The 18219-nt window shown below is 31.4% G+C and carries 20 protein-coding genes; 15 read left to right on the plus strand and 5 right to left on the minus strand.

The window, feature by feature from the left end:
- Positions 1–6 precede the first annotated feature (6 nt).
- Together cdtB and cdtA are read right to left on the minus strand one after the other, a co-directional pair.
- Positions 7–804: a cytolethal distending toxin nuclease subunit Cj-CdtB gene (gene cdtB, locus ELQ10_RS07735; protein WP_002851847.1), complete on the minus strand. Its 798-nt coding sequence runs from the start codon at positions 802–804 to the stop codon at positions 7–9.
- The gene (gene cdtA, locus ELQ10_RS07740) at positions 801–1607 is read right to left on the minus strand and encodes a cytolethal distending toxin subunit Cj-CdtA (RefSeq protein ID WP_002854626.1); all 807 of its coding nucleotides are present in this window, start codon (positions 1605–1607) and stop codon (positions 801–803) included. The genes cdtB and cdtA overlap by 4 nt, the downstream gene beginning before the upstream one ends.
- A 112-nt stretch (positions 1608–1719) precedes the next feature.
- Between cdtA and ELQ10_RS07745 the strand changes: the two genes are divergently transcribed.
- From ELQ10_RS07745 to cydB, 3 genes are read left to right on the plus strand one after another with little or no spacing between them, the layout of a single operon-like run.
- A complete protein-coding gene (locus ELQ10_RS07745; RefSeq protein WP_002851632.1) occupies positions 1720–1953 on the plus strand; it encodes a DUF4492 domain-containing protein in 234 nt (77 codons plus the stop codon).
- On the plus strand, positions 1954–3516 hold the full coding sequence (locus ELQ10_RS07750; protein ID WP_133401937.1) for a cytochrome ubiquinol oxidase subunit I: 1563 nt from the start codon (positions 1954–1956) through the stop codon (positions 3514–3516).
- Complete coding sequence (gene cydB / locus ELQ10_RS07755; RefSeq protein WP_002865974.1) at positions 3516–4640, plus strand: cytochrome d ubiquinol oxidase subunit II; 1125 nt, start codon at positions 3516–3518, stop codon at positions 4638–4640. The genes ELQ10_RS07750 and cydB overlap by 1 nt, the downstream gene beginning before the upstream one ends.
- Before the next feature lie 193 nt (positions 4641–4833).
- Here cydB and ELQ10_RS07760 read toward each other — a convergent pair whose 3' ends face one another.
- A complete protein-coding gene (locus ELQ10_RS07760; RefSeq protein WP_133401939.1) occupies positions 4834–5463 on the minus strand; it encodes a Crp/Fnr family transcriptional regulator in 630 nt (209 codons plus the stop codon).
- A 93-nt stretch (positions 5464–5556) separates the two neighbouring features.
- Between ELQ10_RS07760 and ELQ10_RS07765 the strand changes: the two genes are divergently transcribed.
- Positions 5557–5757, plus strand: a complete 201-nt coding sequence (locus ELQ10_RS07765) for a DUF2892 domain-containing protein (RefSeq protein ID WP_133401940.1) — start codon at positions 5557–5559, stop codon at positions 5755–5757.
- On the opposite strand, the gene ELQ10_RS07770 is transcribed toward ELQ10_RS07765, so the two are convergent.
- Positions 5754–6446 carry an aspartate/glutamate racemase family protein gene (locus ELQ10_RS07770; protein ID WP_133401941.1) on the minus strand — a complete coding sequence of 231 codons (693 nt, stop codon included), beginning with the start codon at positions 6444–6446 and terminating at the stop codon, positions 5754–5756. The genes ELQ10_RS07765 and ELQ10_RS07770 overlap by 4 nt on opposite strands.
- 119 nt (positions 6447–6565) lie before the next feature.
- Positions 6566–7261: a uracil-DNA glycosylase gene (ung, locus tag ELQ10_RS07775; protein ID WP_070305014.1), complete on the minus strand. Its 696-nt coding sequence runs from the start codon at positions 7259–7261 to the stop codon at positions 6566–6568.
- A gap of 270 nt (positions 7262–7531) precedes the next feature.
- On the opposite strand from ung, the gene aspA reads away from it, so the two are divergent.
- The 11 genes from aspA (at position 7532) to proB (ending at position 18183) form a co-directional block, all read left to right on the plus strand.
- Entirely contained in the window at positions 7532–8938 is a 1407-nt protein-coding gene (aspA, locus tag ELQ10_RS07780) for an aspartate ammonia-lyase (protein WP_002854440.1), read from the plus strand.
- Positions 8939–8955: 17 nt separating this feature from the next.
- Positions 8956–10293 carry an anaerobic C4-dicarboxylate transporter gene (locus ELQ10_RS07785; protein WP_002857725.1) on the plus strand — a complete coding sequence of 446 codons (1338 nt, stop codon included), beginning with the start codon at positions 8956–8958 and terminating at the stop codon, positions 10291–10293.
- A 107-nt stretch (positions 10294–10400) separates the two neighbouring features.
- Positions 10401–11762 (plus strand): COG3014 family protein, encoded by a 1362-nt coding sequence (locus tag ELQ10_RS07790; RefSeq protein WP_134250426.1) that lies wholly within the window; start codon positions 10401–10403, stop codon positions 11760–11762.
- 9 nt (positions 11763–11771) lie between these two features.
- Positions 11772–12140, plus strand: a complete 369-nt coding sequence (locus ELQ10_RS07795) for a YcfL family protein (protein ID WP_133401943.1) — start codon at positions 11772–11774, stop codon at positions 12138–12140.
- 23 nt (positions 12141–12163) lie between these two features.
- Positions 12164–12787, plus strand: a complete 624-nt coding sequence (lpoB, locus tag ELQ10_RS07800; protein WP_044779847.1) for a penicillin-binding protein activator LpoB — start codon at positions 12164–12166, stop codon at positions 12785–12787.
- A gap of 82 nt (positions 12788–12869) precedes the next feature.
- Entirely contained in the window at positions 12870–14216 is a 1347-nt protein-coding gene (locus ELQ10_RS07805) for a DUF6844 domain-containing protein (protein ID WP_002860929.1), read from the plus strand.
- A 9-nt stretch (positions 14217–14225) separates the two neighbouring features.
- Positions 14226–15428: a CsgG/HfaB family protein gene (locus ELQ10_RS07810; protein WP_133401944.1), complete on the plus strand. Its 1203-nt coding sequence runs from the start codon at positions 14226–14228 to the stop codon at positions 15426–15428.
- Positions 15429–15586: 158 nt separating this feature from the next.
- Complete coding sequence (gene rplU, locus ELQ10_RS07815) at positions 15587–15895, plus strand: 50S ribosomal protein L21 (protein ID WP_134250427.1); 309 nt, start codon at positions 15587–15589, stop codon at positions 15893–15895.
- 10 nt (positions 15896–15905) lie between these two features.
- Complete coding sequence (gene rpmA, locus ELQ10_RS07820; RefSeq protein ID WP_002800974.1) at positions 15906–16160, plus strand: 50S ribosomal protein L27; 255 nt, start codon at positions 15906–15908, stop codon at positions 16158–16160.
- A 107-nt stretch (positions 16161–16267) separates the two neighbouring features.
- Positions 16268–17305 (plus strand): GTPase ObgE, encoded by a 1038-nt coding sequence (gene obgE / locus ELQ10_RS07825; RefSeq protein WP_133401945.1) that lies wholly within the window; start codon positions 16268–16270, stop codon positions 17303–17305.
- A gap of 122 nt (positions 17306–17427) precedes the next feature.
- Positions 17428–18183, plus strand: a complete 756-nt coding sequence (gene proB, locus ELQ10_RS07830; RefSeq protein ID WP_133401946.1) for a glutamate 5-kinase — start codon at positions 17428–17430, stop codon at positions 18181–18183.
- The last annotated feature ends 36 nt before the right edge of the window (positions 18184–18219 follow it).

Raw genomic sequence — 18219 nt, forward strand, 5'->3', positions numbered from 1 at the left:
AATGTCCTAAAATTTTCTAAAATTTACTGGAAAATGATCTGAAACTATATGAGATCTTAAACTTGCAAGCATTAAAATCGCAGCTAAAAGCGGTGGAGTATAGGTTTGTTGTCTATTTGAATTTCCTGTAATTGCATAATCAAGAGTCCCTCCGCTTGCTTGAGTTGCGCTAGTTGGAAAAACCACTCTAATTCTATTTGCTAATTCTCTATCCACTGTACTTGTTATAGTAGAAGGATCACGGTTAAAATCCCCTGCTATCATCCAGTTAACTTGAGGCATATTTGCAAAATGTGCATCTACGGCTGTGATAATTGCCCCTACATCTGTTCCTCCATTAGCTAAAGCATGGATATTGAAAAAAGCATCATTTCCATTGCGAATTCCTATAATGGGTCTTGAAACTGTAGTAGGTGGAGGTAAAACAATCACTTCTTCAGCTTGCATTCTTGAAACTATAGCTAAATTTACACGATTAGCCCCTACATCAACGCGAGAATAATAAATAAAAACCCTATCAGGCCTTGAAAGAGTTCCCAAATTCCACTCATATTCATCAATAGGTGTTCCACCTTGTTGCACATGGCGTCCTGTTGGAGTGGCTGTTCTTGGTAAAGTTCCTGCTTCTTGTATCATTAAGATATCTAAGGGGTTTGCTCCACTTACAAGTTGTCTTACGCTAACACTCCATTTGCTTTCTGTGGCTGCGGATGAGCCTTGCAAATTCCAAGTGCCAACATTAAAATTTTCTAAATTTGCAAAAGCAAGGTTAAAAGATAAAAATAAACATATAATTTTTTTCATCGTACCTCTCCTTGGCGATATAAAGGTTTTGCGGTAAAAGGTGGAGTAGTTAAGAACCATTGTTGATCAAAATTATCTTTTTTTGCACACTCTACGGTAAAAATTTTAAAAACCTTGTGAAAATCACCATAAAGATTTGTAATAGGTGCTTGTATGCATTTTCCATTTCCTAAATTTTTAATTTGAACCGCTGTATTGCTCATAGGGATAAGTTTCCACATTTGTGCGTGATTGCTTGCATCGCAAGGATAATGGACAATTCCATTACCATAAGCATTAAGACAAGTATTGGTTTTGGCATTTTTAATCATTGCAAAATCATTAGGATAAAGCAAAAGTTGCCAAACTCTAGCATCGCCAAATCCTTTACTATCGATTAAAGTATAACCCCAAATCCAATTTCCTTGTGCTAAAGCCCAAACCGTTAAAGCTGCTCCGCTAGGGCCTAAAATGGTTAAAAAATCAGAAACCGCAGGGCGATTTTCAAAAATTAAAACATCATTAAAAGCTTCATCTTTAAAGCGAGGATTGATCCCATTTACTGCATTATTGTTGGCACTATTGCTTGTTCTAGTTAAAGGTGGGGTAATAGGAGTAATAGGTACTAAATCAGCACCGCTAATTAAACTTGGAATTTCTTGATTGGTAGGAAAAGTAGGTTCAAGTCCTAGTTTTAAAGGATCAGTATCTTCAAATTCTCCAAATGAACGCCCCAAAGGATTTACATTTTCAAATTTAGAAGAACATGCATAAAGAAAAAAAGTCATAAAACAACATAAAATAAAAACTATAATTTTTTGCATTAAAAACCTTGATATGTATTTAAATTTTTAAGAAAATAATAACATAAATTTCATTATAATTTTCCGCTTTTTAAAAATGTTTTATTTTGTTGTTTTTAAAGGTAGAATTATCATGTATCTTAAACACTTATATTTTAGCATCTCTCAAATTTTTAATTTTTACAAAGAAGGTTTTAAAAATTTAACTCTTGGAAAGACCCTTTGGAAAATTATCTTTATCAAACTTTTTGTTATGTTTGTGATTTTAAAACTTTTTGTTTTTGATGTAAATTTTAATTCTATTTTTAAAAGCGACAAAGAAAAAAGCACTTTTGTACTCAAAAATCTTACACTCGAAGGAAAATAAATGAACGAACTTAGTAGCGTTGATTGGTCAAGAGCGCAGTTTGCCTTAACTGCACTTTATCATTTTTTGTTTGTGCCTTTAACCTTAGGCTTGTCTTTTATGATTGCTATCATGGAAACCATCTATGTGAAAACTAAAAATGAAAGATGGAAAAAAATCACCAAATTTTGGCTTTCATTATTTGCCATAAATTTTGCTATCGGTGTAGCTACAGGTATTATAATGGAATTTGAATTTGGAACAAACTGGGCAAATTATAGCTGGTTTGTGGGCGATATTTTTGGTGCACCTTTGGCGGTTGAAGGTATTATGGCATTTTTCTTAGAGGCTACTTTTTTTGCAGTTATGTTTTTTGGCTGGGATAAAGTAAGTAAGGGTTTTCACTTACTTTCAACTTGGTGTGTGGCTATAGGAAGCAATCTTTCTGCTTTTTGGATTTTAGTGGCAAATGGTTGGATGCAATATCCTGTAGGAATGAGCTTTAACCCTGATACAGCAAGAAATGAAATGCAAAACTTTTTTGAAGTAGCGCTTTCTCCTGTAGCTATTTCAAAATTTTTACATACCATAGGCAGTGGTTATGTGATTTCAGCTTTATTTGTAATGGGAATTTCAGCTTGGTTTATGTTAAAGGGACGCCATATTATCGAGGCTAAAAAAAGCTTAGTTGTAGGAGCTAGTTTTGGTTTGGTTTGTTCAATCTTTTTATTTTTCAGTGGAGATGAAAGTGCTTATCGTGTAACTCAAACTCAACCTATGAAACTTGCAGCTATGGAAGGGGTTTATCAAGGTGAACATCGTGCAGGGCTTGTGCCTTTTGGAATTTTAAATCCTAAAAAAACCATAGATAATAACGAAAGTGTGTTTTTATTTGACATTACTATACCTTACGCTCTTTCTATATTAGGAAACCGTGATCCAAATTCTTTTGTTCCAGGAATTGAAGATTTGATCTATGGAAATGAAAGCAAAGGTATAGAACCTATGCAAAATCGTATCGATAGAGGAAAAATCGCTATACAAGCTCTAAAAGACTATAAACTTGCTAAAGAAAACAATGATACAATAGCTATGGCAAATCACAAATCCATTTTAGAAACTCATTTTAAAGATTTTGGTTATGGATATTTAGAAAAACCAAGTGATACTATTCCGCCTGTGGCTTTAACTTTTTATAGCTTTCATATCATGGTTGCTTTAGGAAGTTTTTTCTTTTTACTTTTCATCGTTACACTTTATCTTACTATGGCAAATGATATTGAGAAATTTAGAAAAGTACTTTGGGTGTGTTTGTTATCCATTCCATTGGGTTATATCGCCGCTGAAGCAGGCTGGATTGTTGCTGAAGTAGGCAGACAACCTTGGGCAATTCAAGACTTACTCCCTGTACATATCGCAGCAACGCAACTTGGAAAAATCAACGTTCAAATTTCATTTTGGATTTTTGCAGTACTTTTTACAGCTTTATTGATTGCAGAAGTTAAAATCATACTTACTCAGATTAAAAAAGGTTTTGATGCACATGCAGGACATACTCCACTTATGGGCAAAGGAGAAAAATAATGTTTTTTGGTTTAGAACTTGAAGGTTTGCAAATTTATTGGTGGTTGATTTTAAGTTTGCTCGGCGGACTTTTAGTTTTTATGTTTTTTGTCCAAGGTGGACAGACTTTAATCGATGAGCTTAGCAAGGATGAGCTTGAAAAAACCATGCTAGTCAATTCTTTAGGGCGTAAATGGGAGCTTGGTTTTACAACTCTCGTGCTTTTTGGCGGAGCAGCTTTTGCAGCTTTTCCACTTTTTTATAGTACAAGTTTTGGCGGAGCTTATTGGGCTTGGCTTTGTATTTTATTTTGTTTTATTTTACAAGCTGTGGCTTATGAGTATCGTAAAAAAGAAAATAATGTTTATGGCTCTAAAACCTATGAAATTTTTCTTAAAATCAATGGTTATTTAGGTGTATTTTTAATCGGAGTTGCAGTAAGTAGCTTTTTTAGCGGTTCTGAATTTATCTTAAATGAGCATAATTTTGTTTCTTGGCAAAACCCTTTGCACGGCTTAGAACTTTTACTCAATCCTTTTAATTATCTCTTAGGCTTAGCTTTAGTATTTTTAGCAAGACTTTTAGGCGCAGCGTATTTTATGAACAATATCAATGATGAGAATATCAAAATAAGAGCTATGAAAAAACTTATGATCAATAGTATTTTATTTTTACCTTTTTTCTTAGGTTTTTTAGCGTGGATTTTTTTAAAAGATGGTTTTAGCGTAGATGCCAATGGAGTTGTAAGCATGAGTGCGAATTTGTATTTATATAATTTCTTAAATCAAATGATTTTTGCTATCTTGCTTGCTATCGGTGTGATTTTAGTGCTTTTAGGTATGGTTCAAGGAGCAAAAGGTTGCTCTAAAGCTATTTTTACCCTAGGACTTGGAACGGTTTTAACGGTTTTTGCTTTATTATCAAGCATTGGTTTAGGTCAAAGTGCTTTTTACCCATCTTTAAATGATTTACAAAGTTCTTTAACTTTAAAAAATGCAAGTTCAAGCTATTATACTCTAAGCGTCATGGCTTATGTATCTTTACTTGTACCTTTTGTTTTAGCTTATATTATCTATGTTTGGAATGCAATGGATAAAGTAAAAATCACACGCGAAGAAATCGCAAACGATGATCACGCATATTAAGGAGAAAAAATGTTACATGCTTTGTTTTTATTGGCTTGGCCTTTAGTAATTTATCTAAGCTATAAATTTATAATGCTAAATATCAATCAATTAGAAAAAGATAGCAAACTATAAAGCAAGATAAGATTTAAACCGATATAAGTATAAATCTTTTCAAAATATTGCAATTTGCCCATTTTTGGGCATCTTTTAATCATAAATCTTTTAAAATTATAATTTCTTTACGATTTTGTTGAATAAAACCTTCTTTTTGCATCGTTTTAATAATTCTTGAGATAACCTCTCTTGAACTGCCCAAATGTAAAGCAATTTCTTCATGCGAAAGGCTAATTATTTTATTTTTAGCCTTTGCTTTTAAAAACTCATTTAATCTTACACTAAGCGGAGTAAAAAGGGCTTGTTCTAAAATATTTACTAAAGCGTTAAAACGCATAGCCATAAGCTTTAAGACATAATCATAAATTTTAGGATACTTATCTTTTAACATAGTAAAAAGCTCTTTTGGTATTATTAAAATTTCACATTCTTGGGTGCTTTGAATAAAAATATTATAAGCAATTTTTTCAAAAACACAATCTTGGCACATCATACAAGCATCATCTTTATTTAATTCAAAAATAGTAATCTCTTTAGCCGTATTTGACATAATAAAGGCTCTAAAATTTCCACTTAAAACAATCACAAAGCCCAAACATTCATCTGCTAAGACATTTACATCTTTAGGAAGCTTTTTAAAATACGCTTGTTGTATTATTAAATTTAAATCTTCTTGATTTAAGTTATAATCTTTAAAAAAATTGCTAATAATTTCTTTTTTATCCATAAAAACTCCTAAAATTTCTTAAGTGACTTTATCACTGAAATAAATTTTTATTTTTATTATACTTCTTTTACAATTTAAAACAAAGGAAGAAAAATGTCAAATTTAGAAAGAAGTTTAAGAATTATTATAGCATTACTTATTTTTGCTGCGGGAATTTATTATTCATCATTTTTTGCATTAATAGGACTTATCCCATTGCTTACGGGTATATTTAAAGTTTGTCCTATTAGGGTTTTAACAGGCAAACAAGCTTGCCCGCTAGGAGTTTGCCCTATATCAAAAAAGAAAAATTAATCTTTTAAAGCTTCATTAGCAGCATCAAGGGCGTGAATAAGGCTTGTGTCAAAAATTTTAATATTTGTATCATTTTTGGATATTAATAAACCAATTTCAGTGCAAGCTAAAAGCACTCCCTTTGCCCCTTTTTCTTGTAGTTTATTTATAATATTTAAATATTTTTCTTTAGAATCTTGCTTGATTTCACCTTTGCAAAGCTCATTAAAAATAATATCATTAACGATTTTTATATCTTCATCACTAGGAGTAATAACGCTAATATTTTCTTCAATCAGCATTTTTTTATAAAAATCCTGAGTCATTGTGTATTTAGTACCCAATAAACCAATTTTTTGTATGTTTTCCTGTTTTAAAGCCTTAGCAGAGCTTTTTGCAATATGCAAAATAGGGATATTTATGTTTTGTTGAATTTCATCAAAAACCTTATGCATAGTATTAGTTGCAATTATTATAAAACTAGCCCCTGCAAGTTCTAATTTTTTAGCACATTGAGTCAAAATTTGTGCAGCTTCTTGCCATTTATCTTGGCTTTGTAAATTTTCTATTTCTTCAAAATTAACACTGTAAAGTAAAATTTTTGCAGAATTTAAAGATTTTAATTTATCATTTATAGCTTGATTTATTGTTTTATAATAAGTAATAGTGCTTTCAAAACTCATTCCGCCTATAATACCAATGGTTTTCATTTTTCTCCTTAAGAATTAATTTTTGAGTTATTTTATTACAATATATTTCATAGAAATATGATTTATTTTTAAATAAATAAATATATTTTAATATTTTTATTAAAATTTAAAATAATTTTTTAAACTATTTTCCAATCTATAGGAATTTTACCAACTTTTTTTAAAAATTCATTAGCCTTTGAAAAATGCTTACAACCTAAAAATCCTGTTCTAGCTAAAGGGCTTGGGTGGGCTGCTTTTAAAATCAAATGCTTAGTATTATCAATCAAAATCTCCTTGCTTTTTGCGTAATTTCCCCAAAGCATAAAAACAAGCCCTGATTTTTCATTGCTTAATTTATGTATTATAGCATCACTAAATTCTTGCCAACCCCACGAACTATGGCTAGCTGCTTTATTTGCTTCAACGCTAAGAATAGAATTTAAGAGCAAAACTCCTTGTTTTGCCCAAGAGCTTAAATCTCCGCTTTTTGCTGGGGTGATGTTTAAATCATTTTGCAATTCTTTAAAAACATTATTAAGACTTGGTGGGATTTTTACATTTTTTGGAACCGAAAAACTAAGCCCCATTGCTTGATTTGGTTGATGATAAGGATCTTGTCCTAGGATAATAATTTTAATTTCTTTTAAAGGACATAAATTAAAAGCATTAAAGATTAAATTTGCAGGTGGATAAATAATTATATTTTGATTAATCGCATTTAGGTATTGTTTTTTGATTTCTAGAAAATATTTTTTTTGAAATTCGTCTCTTAAAAATTCTTTCCAGTCATCATTTATTTTAATCTTATCTATGTTTATTGTAATTTCTTCCATATTATCCCTAATTATTTAAATTATTAAAAATTTTATTCTAACAAAAAAGCTTGCAAAAATATATTAATTTTTTTTGAAGTAAATAAAATTTTTTATATTAATAAAAATTAAATATAAAGACATAATAGGATATAAAAATACTTAATTTATTGTATTTGAAAGTAGTTTTATTATTAACCAATTATTAACTAAAAATGCAATATCATTATTTTATGATTTAAATCAAAAATTTTTGATTTTAAATTAAAATACTTTTATGAAAGGTTCAAAATGGGAACAAGAAAAGAACATGATTTTATTGGGGAATTAGAAATCTCTGATGAGGTTTATTATGGAGTGCAAACTTTTAGAGCTGTTGAAAATTTTGATATTTCTCATGATAGATTAAAAGATTTTCCTCGCTTTGTTAGAGCTTTGGCTAGAGTAAAAAAAGCTGCAGCTATGGCAAATCATGAATTAGGTCTTTTAGATAAAAATATCCAAGATGCGATTATTAAAGCGTGCGATAAAATTTTAGAAGGCGGGTATTATGATCAATTTGTAGTAGATATGATCCAAGGAGGTGCTGGAACAAGTACAAATATGAATGCTAATGAAGTTATAGCGAACATAGGACTTGAACTTATGGGTCATAAAAAAGGTGAATACCAATATCTTCATCCAAATGATCATGTTAATTTAAGTCAAAGTACTAATGATGCTTATCCTACAGCTTTACACCTTGCCTTGCATGATTATTTAAGTGATTTGGCAAAAGCTATGGAACATCTAAAAAAAGCTTATGAGAGAAAAGCTGAAGAATTTAAAGATGTTCTTAAAATGGGTAGAACCCAACTGCAAGATGCTGTACCTATGACTTTAGGTCGTGAATTTAAAACTTTTGCTGTAATGATAGGCGAAGATATACAAAGAGTATTAGAAGCTAGAAAATTAATTTTAGAGATCAATTTGGGTGGAACTGCTATTGGAACGGGAATTAATTCTCATCCTGATTATCCGAAGGTTGTAGAAAGAAAAATAAGAGAAGTGACAGGTTTTGAATATACTGTGGCTGAGGATTTGATCGAGGCGACTCAAGATACGGGAGCTTATGTACAAATTTCAGGTGTTTTAAAACGTGTTGCAACAAAACTTTCTAAAGTATGTAATGACTTAAGACTTTTAAGCAGTGGTCCAAAATGTGGTCTTAATGAGATTAATCTTCCAAAAATGCAACCAGGTAGTTCTATCATGCCAGGTAAGGTAAATCCTGTTATTCCTGAAGTAGTTAATCAAGTTTGTTATTTTGTTATTGGAGCAGATGTAACTGTAACTTTTGCTTGTGAGGGTGGACAATTACAACTTAATGTTTTTGAACCAGTTGCAGCGTATAGCTTATTTAATTCTATTGTAATGCTAGAAAAAGCAATGTATACTTTAGCTGATAAATGTATAGATGGTATTACTGCAAATGAAAAAATTTGTTCAGACTTCGTCTATAATTCAGTAGGTATAGTAACAGCTTTAAATCCTTATATTGGTTATGAAAATTCAGCTTCTATAGCTAAAGAGGCAATGAACACTGGAAAAAGAGTGGCTGATATTGCGCTTGAAAGAGGGCTTTTAAGTAAAGAACAAATTGATGAAATTTTAACTCCATCAAATATGCTAAATCCTCACATGGAAGCTAAAAAATAGCATTTTAGGATTTTAATATGGATATAATGATAATTTTGCAAGTAATCGTCCTTCTTGGGGCGATTTTTATCGGTATTCGCCTAGGCGGTATTGCTATAGGTTATGCTGGAGGATTAGGTGTAGTTATACTAGGACTTGTTTTAGGTATGAAACCTGGTAATATTCCTTGGGATGTTATTTTAATTATTGCTGCAGCTATTGCAGCAATTTCTGCTATGCAACAAGCTGGTGGACTTGATTATATGGTAAGGGTGACAGAAAAAATTTTAAGATCAAGCCCTAAATTTATAAATTATTTAGCTCCAGCTTGTGGGTGGTTGCTTACAATCTTAGCAGGAACAGGAAATGCAGTATTTTCTTTAATGCCTGTTGTAGTTGATGTTGCAAAATCTCAAAATATAAAACCTAGTGTTCCACTTTCATTAATGGTTGTTTCTTCGCAAATTGGAATCACTGCTTCTCCTGTGAGTGCAGCTGTGGTTTATATGAGCGGCGTTTTAGAGCCACTTGGATGGAATTATCCAACTTTAATTGGAATTTGGATCAGTACAACTTTTATAGCTTGTATGCTTACAGCTTTTATAGTGAGTTTAATCACTCCTATGGATTTAAGCAAAGATAGCGTTTATCAAGAACGCTTAAAAGCAGGACTTGTTAAAGATGCAGGAGCTATTTTACATGGTGAAGATAAACCAGGTGCTAAACTTTCAGTAGGAATTTTCTTGATCACTGTTTTGGCAGTTGTGCTTTATGCAACCGCAATTTCAAGCAATATTAAATGGATTGATCCTGTTGTGGTTCCAAGAGATGCAGCTATTATGAGCTTTTTACTTACTGCAGCAACTTTGATCACTTGGCTTTGTAAAGTTGAACCAGGTAAAATTCTTGATACCAGTGTATTTAAAAGTGGTATGACTGCTTGTGTTTGCGTTTTTGGTGTAGCATGGCTTGGAAATACTTTTGTTGCAGGACACGAAGCTTCTATTAAAGAAGTAGCAGGCGACTGGGTTAAACAAACCCCTGCTATGTTAGCAGTTGCATTTTTCTTTGCAAGTATGCTTTTATATTCTCAAGCAGCAACCGCAAAGGCCATTGTACCTGTAATTATCACTGCTTTAGGAATTTCAGCAGCAAATCCGCATGATTCTTATATGCTTGTAGCTTGTTTTGCAGCAGTTTCGGCACTTTTTGTGCTTCCAACTTATCCAACCTTACTTGGTGCTGTGCAAATGGATGATACAGGAACGACTAGAATTGGTAAATTTATATTTAATCACTCTTTCTTTATACCAGGAGTTTTAGCTATTGCAATTGCTGTAGCATTAGGCTTTGTATTAGCTCCTATGCTTATTTAAATCAAACCCTAGGTTTTTCTCTCCTAGGGTTAAAATTTTTTCATTAGTTTTTAAGTATATACTACGCTATAATATTCATTTTTAATTTTCTTTAAGAAAGGAATTTAATGAAGATAAAAGTTGGGTTGATTTTTTCAGGTATTGTTTGCCTTTTTTTAACAGCTTGTGTTAATCAAGTTAAACAAAATACAACATTTGAAAATGCTTTAACACAAAAATATTGTGGTGATGATTTTTTCAATCAAAATTTAGAAAAAATTAAAAAAAATGATGATGCCATTTATACAGGATTAAATGCAGGTTTGATTGCTAGAAATTGTGGTGATTTTAACAAAAGTAATGTATTTTTTGATGCTGCGGAAGAATCTTATAAATATGATGTGGATTTAGAAAATGTAGGCTCTAAAGCAGCTAAATTTGTTGGTACAACCTTGATTAATGATACTATAGTTGATTATGATGGTTCTTTATATGAAAGAATTATGGTTAATATATATAAAGCTCTAAACTATATGGAAGAAGATGATTATGAAAATGCAAGAGTTGAGTTTAATCGTGCTTTAATGCGTCAAGATAAGGCAAAAGAATATTTTGCTAAAGAAATTGAAAAAAATCGTGCTGATTTAGATAAGGCAAAAGAAGATAAAAATTATGATAAAAATATGAATGAAAATTCAAAAGTTATAGAAGAGCAATATGACAACTTATTTAAAGAATTTGATACAACAAAAAATTTCATAAATCCTTATGCGACTTATCTTGCTTCAATATTTTTCTTTATGGATAAAGATTATAGAAAAGCTGCAGATTTATTTAGAGAAGTAGCTATTATTTATCCAAAAAATAAAACTATCAAAAAAGAGGCTAAAATTTTTAAAGAATATGCCACAAAAATAAAAGTCAAAAAAGCTAAAAAATATGTTTTTGTAGTTTATGAAAATGGATTTGGTGTAGTTAAGGATGAATTTGCTTTAACCTTACCTTTTATAGTGGATAAAAAAATTATTAGCACAAATATTGCTTTACAAACCTTGAAAAAAAGGGAAGCTTCTTTTGCAAATTTAAATATAAATGGTCAAAATACAAATGATTTTGTAGATTTAGACAATATTGTCGCTACTGAATTTAAAATAAATATGCCTGCAATGATTGCTAAAGCCTTAGCTCAAACTATAATTAAAACCACTTTAAATGTAGCTGTTGCAAATAATGACTCTACGGGTGGATGGCTAAGTCTTGCAACAGCAGTAGCAACTGCTGCAACCAACAAAGCTGATGTGCGTTCTTGGAGAGGTTTACCAAAAAGTATTGCCATAGCAACAATAGAAAACGACGGAAATTTAGAAATCAAAGATCCACAAGGCAATATTTTGTTTCAAAAATCATTGGATAAAAATAAAAATGCTCTTGTGATAGTGCGTTCTTTTGCTCCGTATTTACCTGCAAGTGTTGCTATCATGGAAAAATAAGGCTAAAAGATGAAAAAAATTATTTTATTTATTTTAATGTTTTTACTTGGTGCTTGTACACCAAGTTATCAAATAGTATCAAATCAAAATACTGTAATTTTAGGTTCAAATTTACCAAAAAGTTTAGTAAAACAATTTCAAAAGCGTATAAATAGCAATGGTTATTTAGAATTTGAAGTGATTTTACGCAGTACTTTTGCTAAAGATGTAATTTATAAAGTGGATTGGTTAGATAAAGATGGTTTTGTGCTAAGAGATGTTTTAAATGAGGACTATCAAGCCCTTAGAATTCCAGCAGGACAAGAGGTGATTCTTCGTAAACTTGCATCTGATATAAGAGCGAAGGATTTTAGATTAGAAATTAAAGCAAAAAATTAATCTCATTTTAGGAAGGATAAATCATGAAAAAAACAAAAATTTTAGGAACAGCTCTTATTGGAGTTTTGCTTTTTAGTGGTTGTGCGCAAACAGCTTATACAGATGGAAAGGCAAGTCAGGTGAAAAAAGGGGATGCTTTAACCTTGGGTCTTGATAGACAAGATTTTGAAAGTGCAGCTGAAACTATGATAAATAGTATGTTAAGCGATCCTGCTTTTGCAAATATTAAACCAGGTACAAGAAAGGTTATTGCTATTGGTAGGGTTGTGAATGATACCCCGCAAAGAATCGATACTGAAAAACTTACCGCAAAAATCACTTCTGCATTAAGAAAATCAGGTAAATTTGTTCTAACTTCAGCAGTTGCTGCAGGCGGAGCACTTGATAGCATGAGTGAAGATGTAAGAGAATTAAGAGATAATGATGAGTTTAATCAAAAAACCATAGCAAAAAAAGGGACATTGGTATCGCCTGATTTTTCTCTTGCGGGTAAAATTAGACAAGATAATGTAAAACTTAGCAATGGTAAAACTCAAGTAGAATACTTTTTCTTACTAAGACTTACTGATTTAACATCAGGTTTAGTTTATTGGGAAGATGAACAAACTATCGATAAAACCGGTTCTAGTAAATCAGTTACTTGGTAAAATAAAAATTAATTTATGAATAAAATTTTTAGCTCAAGTGTTTAGCTTGAGCTTTTTTTTATGATTTTTAAAAGGATATGAAATGAAAAAAATATTATTTATCGGCTCTTTAGTTATGGCAAGTTTACTTTATGCACAAGGTTCCCAGCCTGTGGAGATTACACAAGAAGATATTAAAGCGCAAAATGAAATTTCAACTATTAAAGAAGAAAAAACAATTCAAAACAAAGATGTCAAAGAATATTTTGATGAATTTTCAGAAGCAAATGGTATTACTTATGGCGAAACCATAGAGGGAAAAACTTTTTACAATGGTTATGCAGATATAACAGATAAATCTGATTTAGCACGAGGTGGGAGCATAGCCTTTCAAAAAGCTATGTTAAATATTCAAGCAGAGTTTATTAAGGATGCTTTTGGAAGATTGGCAAACCAAAGAATTACAAAATATTTAAGCGATGATTCAAGCAATGCAAGAGAATTTGAAGATTTGCCAAAAGGTGGCACACTTTCGCAAATTATGGATAAAGTTACCCAACTTGCGGGTGCAAAACTTGATAAAGCTTTGCAAGATTTAGGTATTAATGTCCAAGGCTTGAGTGAAGAAAGAAAAAAAGAACTTTTTAAAGATGAATTTTTAACCAAAACTTTGGTACAAGCTTATGGAGCAATGAGTGGTTTAGTTCCAGTTCAAACTTTTGTAACGACAACAAAACGTGGTAATTATAGAATAGGAGTTATTGCTGTAATGTCTGATAAAACTAGAATGTTTGCTGATGATATTCAAAAAAATCGTGCACCTAGTATAAAAGGAGGCGGAAAAGCCCTTAAAGAGTTTTTACCAAAAACAGAAAAAGGTTTCATAAGCGAATATGGAATTCGTATGGTTTATGATGAAAAAGGACAGCCTATGATAATTAGTTATGGAATTTGGGGTTATGGTAAAAATTCAACTGATTCTAGAATTTTAGATCGTCTAGAAAGTAGAGCACAAGAACAAGCCTCAATTCAAGCTGATGTAGCTATCAGAGAATTTGTAACTACTCAAATTAATTTAAGAGATGAGTCTCAAATCGGAGATGTTTTAAAACAAAACATAAAACAATCCACAAATATAAATGATGGTGCAAAAGAAATTACTGAAGATATAATAAGTGAGATTGTTGATAAATCCATGAAAACAATAAGCACCTCCACCAAGGGCAATATTAGAGGTATTCGCACTGTAAAAAGATGGAGCTATACTGATGAAAATGGACAAGAATATGTTGGTGCTGTACGCGTATATTCTTATACAAATTATGTCAATACAACACAAGCTGTATCTCCAATAAAACAACAGCAAAATACCAACACGAATACTATTAAAAAATCTTCTTCGATCGGGGACAGAAAATCTCAAATGGTAAACAGCTTAGATGATTTTTAAGGACAAAAGATGAAAATAATTAAAATTCTTTTTTTAGGATTATTTTTAAGCCTAAGTCTTAATGCTAAAGTTGTGACTACAACTTCAACAAAATCAAGCACAGGCGAAGGCACAGGCTTGACTAGGGAAGATGCGATAAACAATGCCATTATAGAAGCTATAGGAAAAATGAGTGGAGTAAGCATCAATTCTCTTAAGAAATCTAACACTAGCGTTTCAACTGATAATTCAGGTTCAAATATACAAGATAATTACAGCGAGCAAATTTCAAAAGCCACCAAAGGTAGAGCTGATACTTATGAAATCAATAGTGTTGAACAAGATGCAAATGGTAAATATACAGCCAATGTAACGATTTTTAAAACCACAACAACAAAAAAGTATCAAGCTCCAGGTTTAAGCGCAGATAATAGAAGAAGTATTACTGTTTTTGATTCTACTCCAGATGCTGCAAAAAGAGGTATAGGCTCAGCTTTGCAACAAAAAATCATTTCTGATTTATTGCAAAGTCGTAAATTTAATGTTTTAGACCGTGATTCTAGTGGCTATTATGAAATGGAAAAAGCTTTAATCAAAAGTGGCGACGCAGCTAGCGATGAAGTTTATAAACTTAAAAATGTGTTAGCAACAGATTATATTTTATTGTTTTCTATTTCAGGACTTGAAGGTAAACAAAAAACAAGCAATTTAACAGAAAAAAGCAAAACTGAAATTGAAGTTATCGTAGATTATCGTGTGCTTTTATTTGCTACAAGACAAATTAAATTTTCTAATACTTTAAGTATGAAAGTCAATCTTAAAGACAATAGTCTTAGTGCCAATGAAGCTGCACTCAAACAAATTGCAAATCGTATTGCAGGAGATATTTTAAATGCAATTTATCCTTTGAAAGTTGCAAGCGTTGAAAACAATGAAGTAGTATTTTCTCAAAGCTTAAATCAAGGTGATGTTTATGAATGTTTTGCTCTTGGCAAGGCTATAAAAGATACTTATACAAAAGAAAATATAGGAAGAGTAGAAAGCAAAACAGGAAGTATTGAAATCACTCGCACAAGCCCTAAACTTTCTTATGCAAAAATCACAGAAGGTAGTGTAAAAGTGGGCGATATTTGTAGACCTTTAATTGGTAGTAATAGTGGAAATGGCTACACTATAGGTCGTGATGCAAATTATCAAACCGAAGAAGGTGGCGGAGTAAATCTGGGATTTTAAATTTTTAGAGTTTGATTTTTCTCAAACTCTAAATCCTTTCTTAAATTCATCAAAAATTAAAGAAAAATTTTGTAAAATCGAAATTTTATTAAACCACTAAAGCTTTTAAATCCGTTATCGCGGTGCTTTATGGTACTACCAATTTATAAGGAAAAGCAATGTATGCTATTATCAAACACAGCGGAAAGCAATACAAAGTAAGTGTTGGCGATGAGCTAAAACTAGATCACTTTGAAGCTGAAAACAAAGCAAGTATTGAAGTAAGCGAAGTTCTTGCTATCAATGATAAAGAATTAAAGGTAGGTGCGCCTTTCGTAGCAGGTGCAAAAGTTGTTTTGGAAGTGATCAATCACGGAAAAGATAAAAAAGTTGTGATTTACAAAAAAAGACGCAGAAAAGATTCTAAACTCAAACGCGGTTTTAGAAGACAATTTACTCGCGTTGTAGTAAAAGATATCAAAGCTTAAGGAGTAAAGAATGGCACACAAGAAAGGTCAAGGTTCAACTCAAAATAACCGCGATTCTATAGGTCGTCGTTTAGGTGTTAAAAAATTTGGTGGCGAGTTTGTTAGAGCTGGAAATATCATCATCCGCCAAAGAGGAACTGCAACTCATGCAGGTAACAATGTAGGTATGGGAAAAGATCATACTATCTTTGCTTTGATTGATGGTTTTGTAAAATTCGAAAGAAAAGATAAAGATAGAAAAAAAGTTTCTGTATATCCTGCATAAGTTTTTAGGACGCTTTTTTAGCGTCTTGAAAACTTTAAATTTATAAATTTAACTTCTTTTATTTACTCAAATTTAGCTTTATAAATTTAAAGTCAAAGGCAATTTAAATGTTTATTGATAGTGTTAAAATTACTTTAGCTTCAGGCGATGGTGGTAAAGGTGCTGTAAGTTTTCGCCGTGAAAAACATGTTCCACTTGGTGGCCCTGATGGAGGAGATGGTGGAAATGGTGGCGATATTATTTTCGTATGTGATAATAATACCCACACTCTTGTAAATTTCAAAGGCAAAAGAGAATTACGCGCACAAAATGGTGCTGGTGGAATGGGACGCAATAAAGATGGCAAAAAGGGTGAAAATTTAGAACTCATAGTGCCTGAAGGAACGCAAGTTATTGATGCACAAACCAATGAAATTTTACTCGATCTTACCAAAGAAGGACAAAGAGAGCTTTTTTTAAAAGGTGGAAAAGGTGGGCTTGGCAACACTCATTTTAAACATGCTACCAATCAACGTCCTGATTACGCACAACCTGGTATAAAAGGAGAAAGTCGCTTAGTCAGACTTGAGCTTAAACTTATTGCCGATGTAGGGCTTGTAGGCTTTCCAAATGTGGGAAAATCTACTCTTATAAGCGTTGTTTCAAATGCAAAACCTGAAATTGCAAATTATGAATTTACCACCCTTACTCCAAAACTTGGACTCGTAGATGTAGATGAGTATAATTCCTTTGTTATGGCTGATATTCCAGGGATTATCGAAGGAGCAAGTGGGGGTAAAGGCTTAGGACTTGCCTTTTTAAAGCACATAGAAAGAACGAGCTTTTTACTTTTCGTGCTAGATCCTATGAGAGAAATGCCTTTAAAAGAACAATTTATAGTACTAAGAAAAGAACTTGAAAAATTTTCCAGTGAACTTTTTGGGCGTAAATTTGGTATCATGATTTCAAAAAGTGATAGTGTTAATTTAGGAGAAGAATTTGCCGAGCAAATTACTTTAAACATTAATGAGTTAGAAAATTATCTCAAAGAAATAAATAACCCACAAAGCTTTTTAATCAAAGTTTCAAGCCTTGAAAAAACAGGACTTAAAGAACTTAAATTCATGCTTTTAGAAGAAATTAAAACTTTAAGAAATAACAAATAAAAATTTTAACAATCTAGGAAGTGTTTTATATTAAAAATTTCAAACACTCCCTATTTTTTCAAAAAATAACTAGTTTATATGAAATTTTGGCTAAAATTATAAAAATTTTTTAAGGAATAAGCATGAAAAGAATAGTTGTTAAAGTGGGTTCTCATGTGATTAGCGAAGAAAACACTTTAAGTTTTGAGCGTCTTAAAAATTTAGTCGCATTTTTAGCTAAACTCATGGAAAAATATGAAGTGATTTTAGTAACTTCAGCGGCTATTTCAGCAGGACACACCAAACTAGATATCGATAGAAAAAATCTCATCAATAAACAAGTTTTAGCCGCTATTGGACAACCTTTTTTAATCAGTGTTTATAATGAGCTTTTAGCCAAATTTAATAAACTAGGTGGACAAATTTTACTTACAGGTAAGGATTTTGACTCTAGAAAAGCTACCAAACACGCAAAAAATGCTATCGATATGATGATAAATTTAGGAATTTTACCTATTATCAATGAAAATGACGCTACAGCTATAGAAGAAATTGTCTTTGGTGATAATGACAGCTTAAGTGCTTATGCTACGCATTTTTTTGATGCGGATTTGCTTGTGATTTTAAGCGATATTGATGGATTTTATGATAAAAATCCTAGTGAATTTAGTGATGCAAAGCGTTTAGAAAAAATCACTCATATTAAAGAAGAATGGCTACAAGCAACCATAAAAACAGGTAGTGAGCACGGAACGGGTGGTATAGTAACCAAACTTAAGGCAGCTAAATTTTTACTTGAACACAATAAAAAAATGTTTTTAGCAAGTGGCTTTGATTTAAGTGTGACAAAGACATTTTTATTAGAAGATAAACAAATAGGTGGAACTTTGTTTGAGTGATTAATTTATTAAATTCTCTTTTAAAATCAAATAAGT

It is taken from the genome of Campylobacter sp. US42a (assembly GCF_004379055.1).
Lineage (GTDB): Bacteria > Campylobacterota > Campylobacteria > Campylobacterales > Campylobacteraceae > Campylobacter_D > Campylobacter_D jejuni.

Excerpts from the sequence above, each read along its gene's own strand:
- cdtB (WP_002851847.1), bottom strand. The coding sequence starts at position 804 with ATGAAAAAAATTATATGTTTATTTTTATCTTTTAACCTTGCTTTTGCA.
- cdtA (WP_002854626.1), bottom strand. The coding sequence starts at position 1,607 with ATGCAAAAAATTATAGTTTTTATTTTATGTTGTTTTATGACTTTTTTT.
- ELQ10_RS07745 (WP_002851632.1), top strand. The coding sequence starts at position 1,720 with ATGTATCTTAAACACTTATATTTTAGCATCTCTCAAATTTTTAATTTT.
- ELQ10_RS07750 (WP_133401937.1), top strand. The coding sequence starts at position 1,954 with ATGAACGAACTTAGTAGCGTTGATTGGTCAAGAGCGCAGTTTGCCTTA.
- cydB (WP_002865974.1), top strand. The coding sequence starts at position 3,516 with ATGTTTTTTGGTTTAGAACTTGAAGGTTTGCAAATTTATTGGTGGTTG.
- ELQ10_RS07760 (WP_133401939.1), bottom strand. The coding sequence starts at position 5,463 with ATGGATAAAAAAGAAATTATTAGCAATTTTTTTAAAGATTATAACTTA.
- ELQ10_RS07765 (WP_133401940.1), top strand. The coding sequence starts at position 5,557 with ATGTCAAATTTAGAAAGAAGTTTAAGAATTATTATAGCATTACTTATT.
- ELQ10_RS07770 (WP_133401941.1), bottom strand. The coding sequence starts at position 6,446 with ATGAAAACCATTGGTATTATAGGCGGAATGAGTTTTGAAAGCACTATT.
- ung (WP_070305014.1), bottom strand. The coding sequence starts at position 7,261 with ATGGAAGAAATTACAATAAACATAGATAAGATTAAAATAAATGATGAC.
- aspA (WP_002854440.1), top strand. The coding sequence starts at position 7,532 with ATGGGAACAAGAAAAGAACATGATTTTATTGGGGAATTAGAAATCTCT.
- ELQ10_RS07785 (WP_002857725.1), top strand. The coding sequence starts at position 8,956 with ATGGATATAATGATAATTTTGCAAGTAATCGTCCTTCTTGGGGCGATT.
- ELQ10_RS07790 (WP_134250426.1), top strand. The coding sequence starts at position 10,401 with ATGAAGATAAAAGTTGGGTTGATTTTTTCAGGTATTGTTTGCCTTTTT.
- ELQ10_RS07795 (WP_133401943.1), top strand. The coding sequence starts at position 11,772 with ATGAAAAAAATTATTTTATTTATTTTAATGTTTTTACTTGGTGCTTGT.
- lpoB (WP_044779847.1), top strand. The coding sequence starts at position 12,164 with ATGAAAAAAACAAAAATTTTAGGAACAGCTCTTATTGGAGTTTTGCTT.
- ELQ10_RS07805 (WP_002860929.1), top strand. The coding sequence starts at position 12,870 with ATGAAAAAAATATTATTTATCGGCTCTTTAGTTATGGCAAGTTTACTT.
- ELQ10_RS07810 (WP_133401944.1), top strand. The coding sequence starts at position 14,226 with ATGAAAATAATTAAAATTCTTTTTTTAGGATTATTTTTAAGCCTAAGT.
- rplU (WP_134250427.1), top strand. The coding sequence starts at position 15,587 with ATGTATGCTATTATCAAACACAGCGGAAAGCAATACAAAGTAAGTGTT.
- rpmA (WP_002800974.1), top strand. The coding sequence starts at position 15,906 with ATGGCACACAAGAAAGGTCAAGGTTCAACTCAAAATAACCGCGATTCT.
- obgE (WP_133401945.1), top strand. The coding sequence starts at position 16,268 with ATGTTTATTGATAGTGTTAAAATTACTTTAGCTTCAGGCGATGGTGGT.
- proB (WP_133401946.1), top strand. The coding sequence starts at position 17,428 with ATGAAAAGAATAGTTGTTAAAGTGGGTTCTCATGTGATTAGCGAAGAA.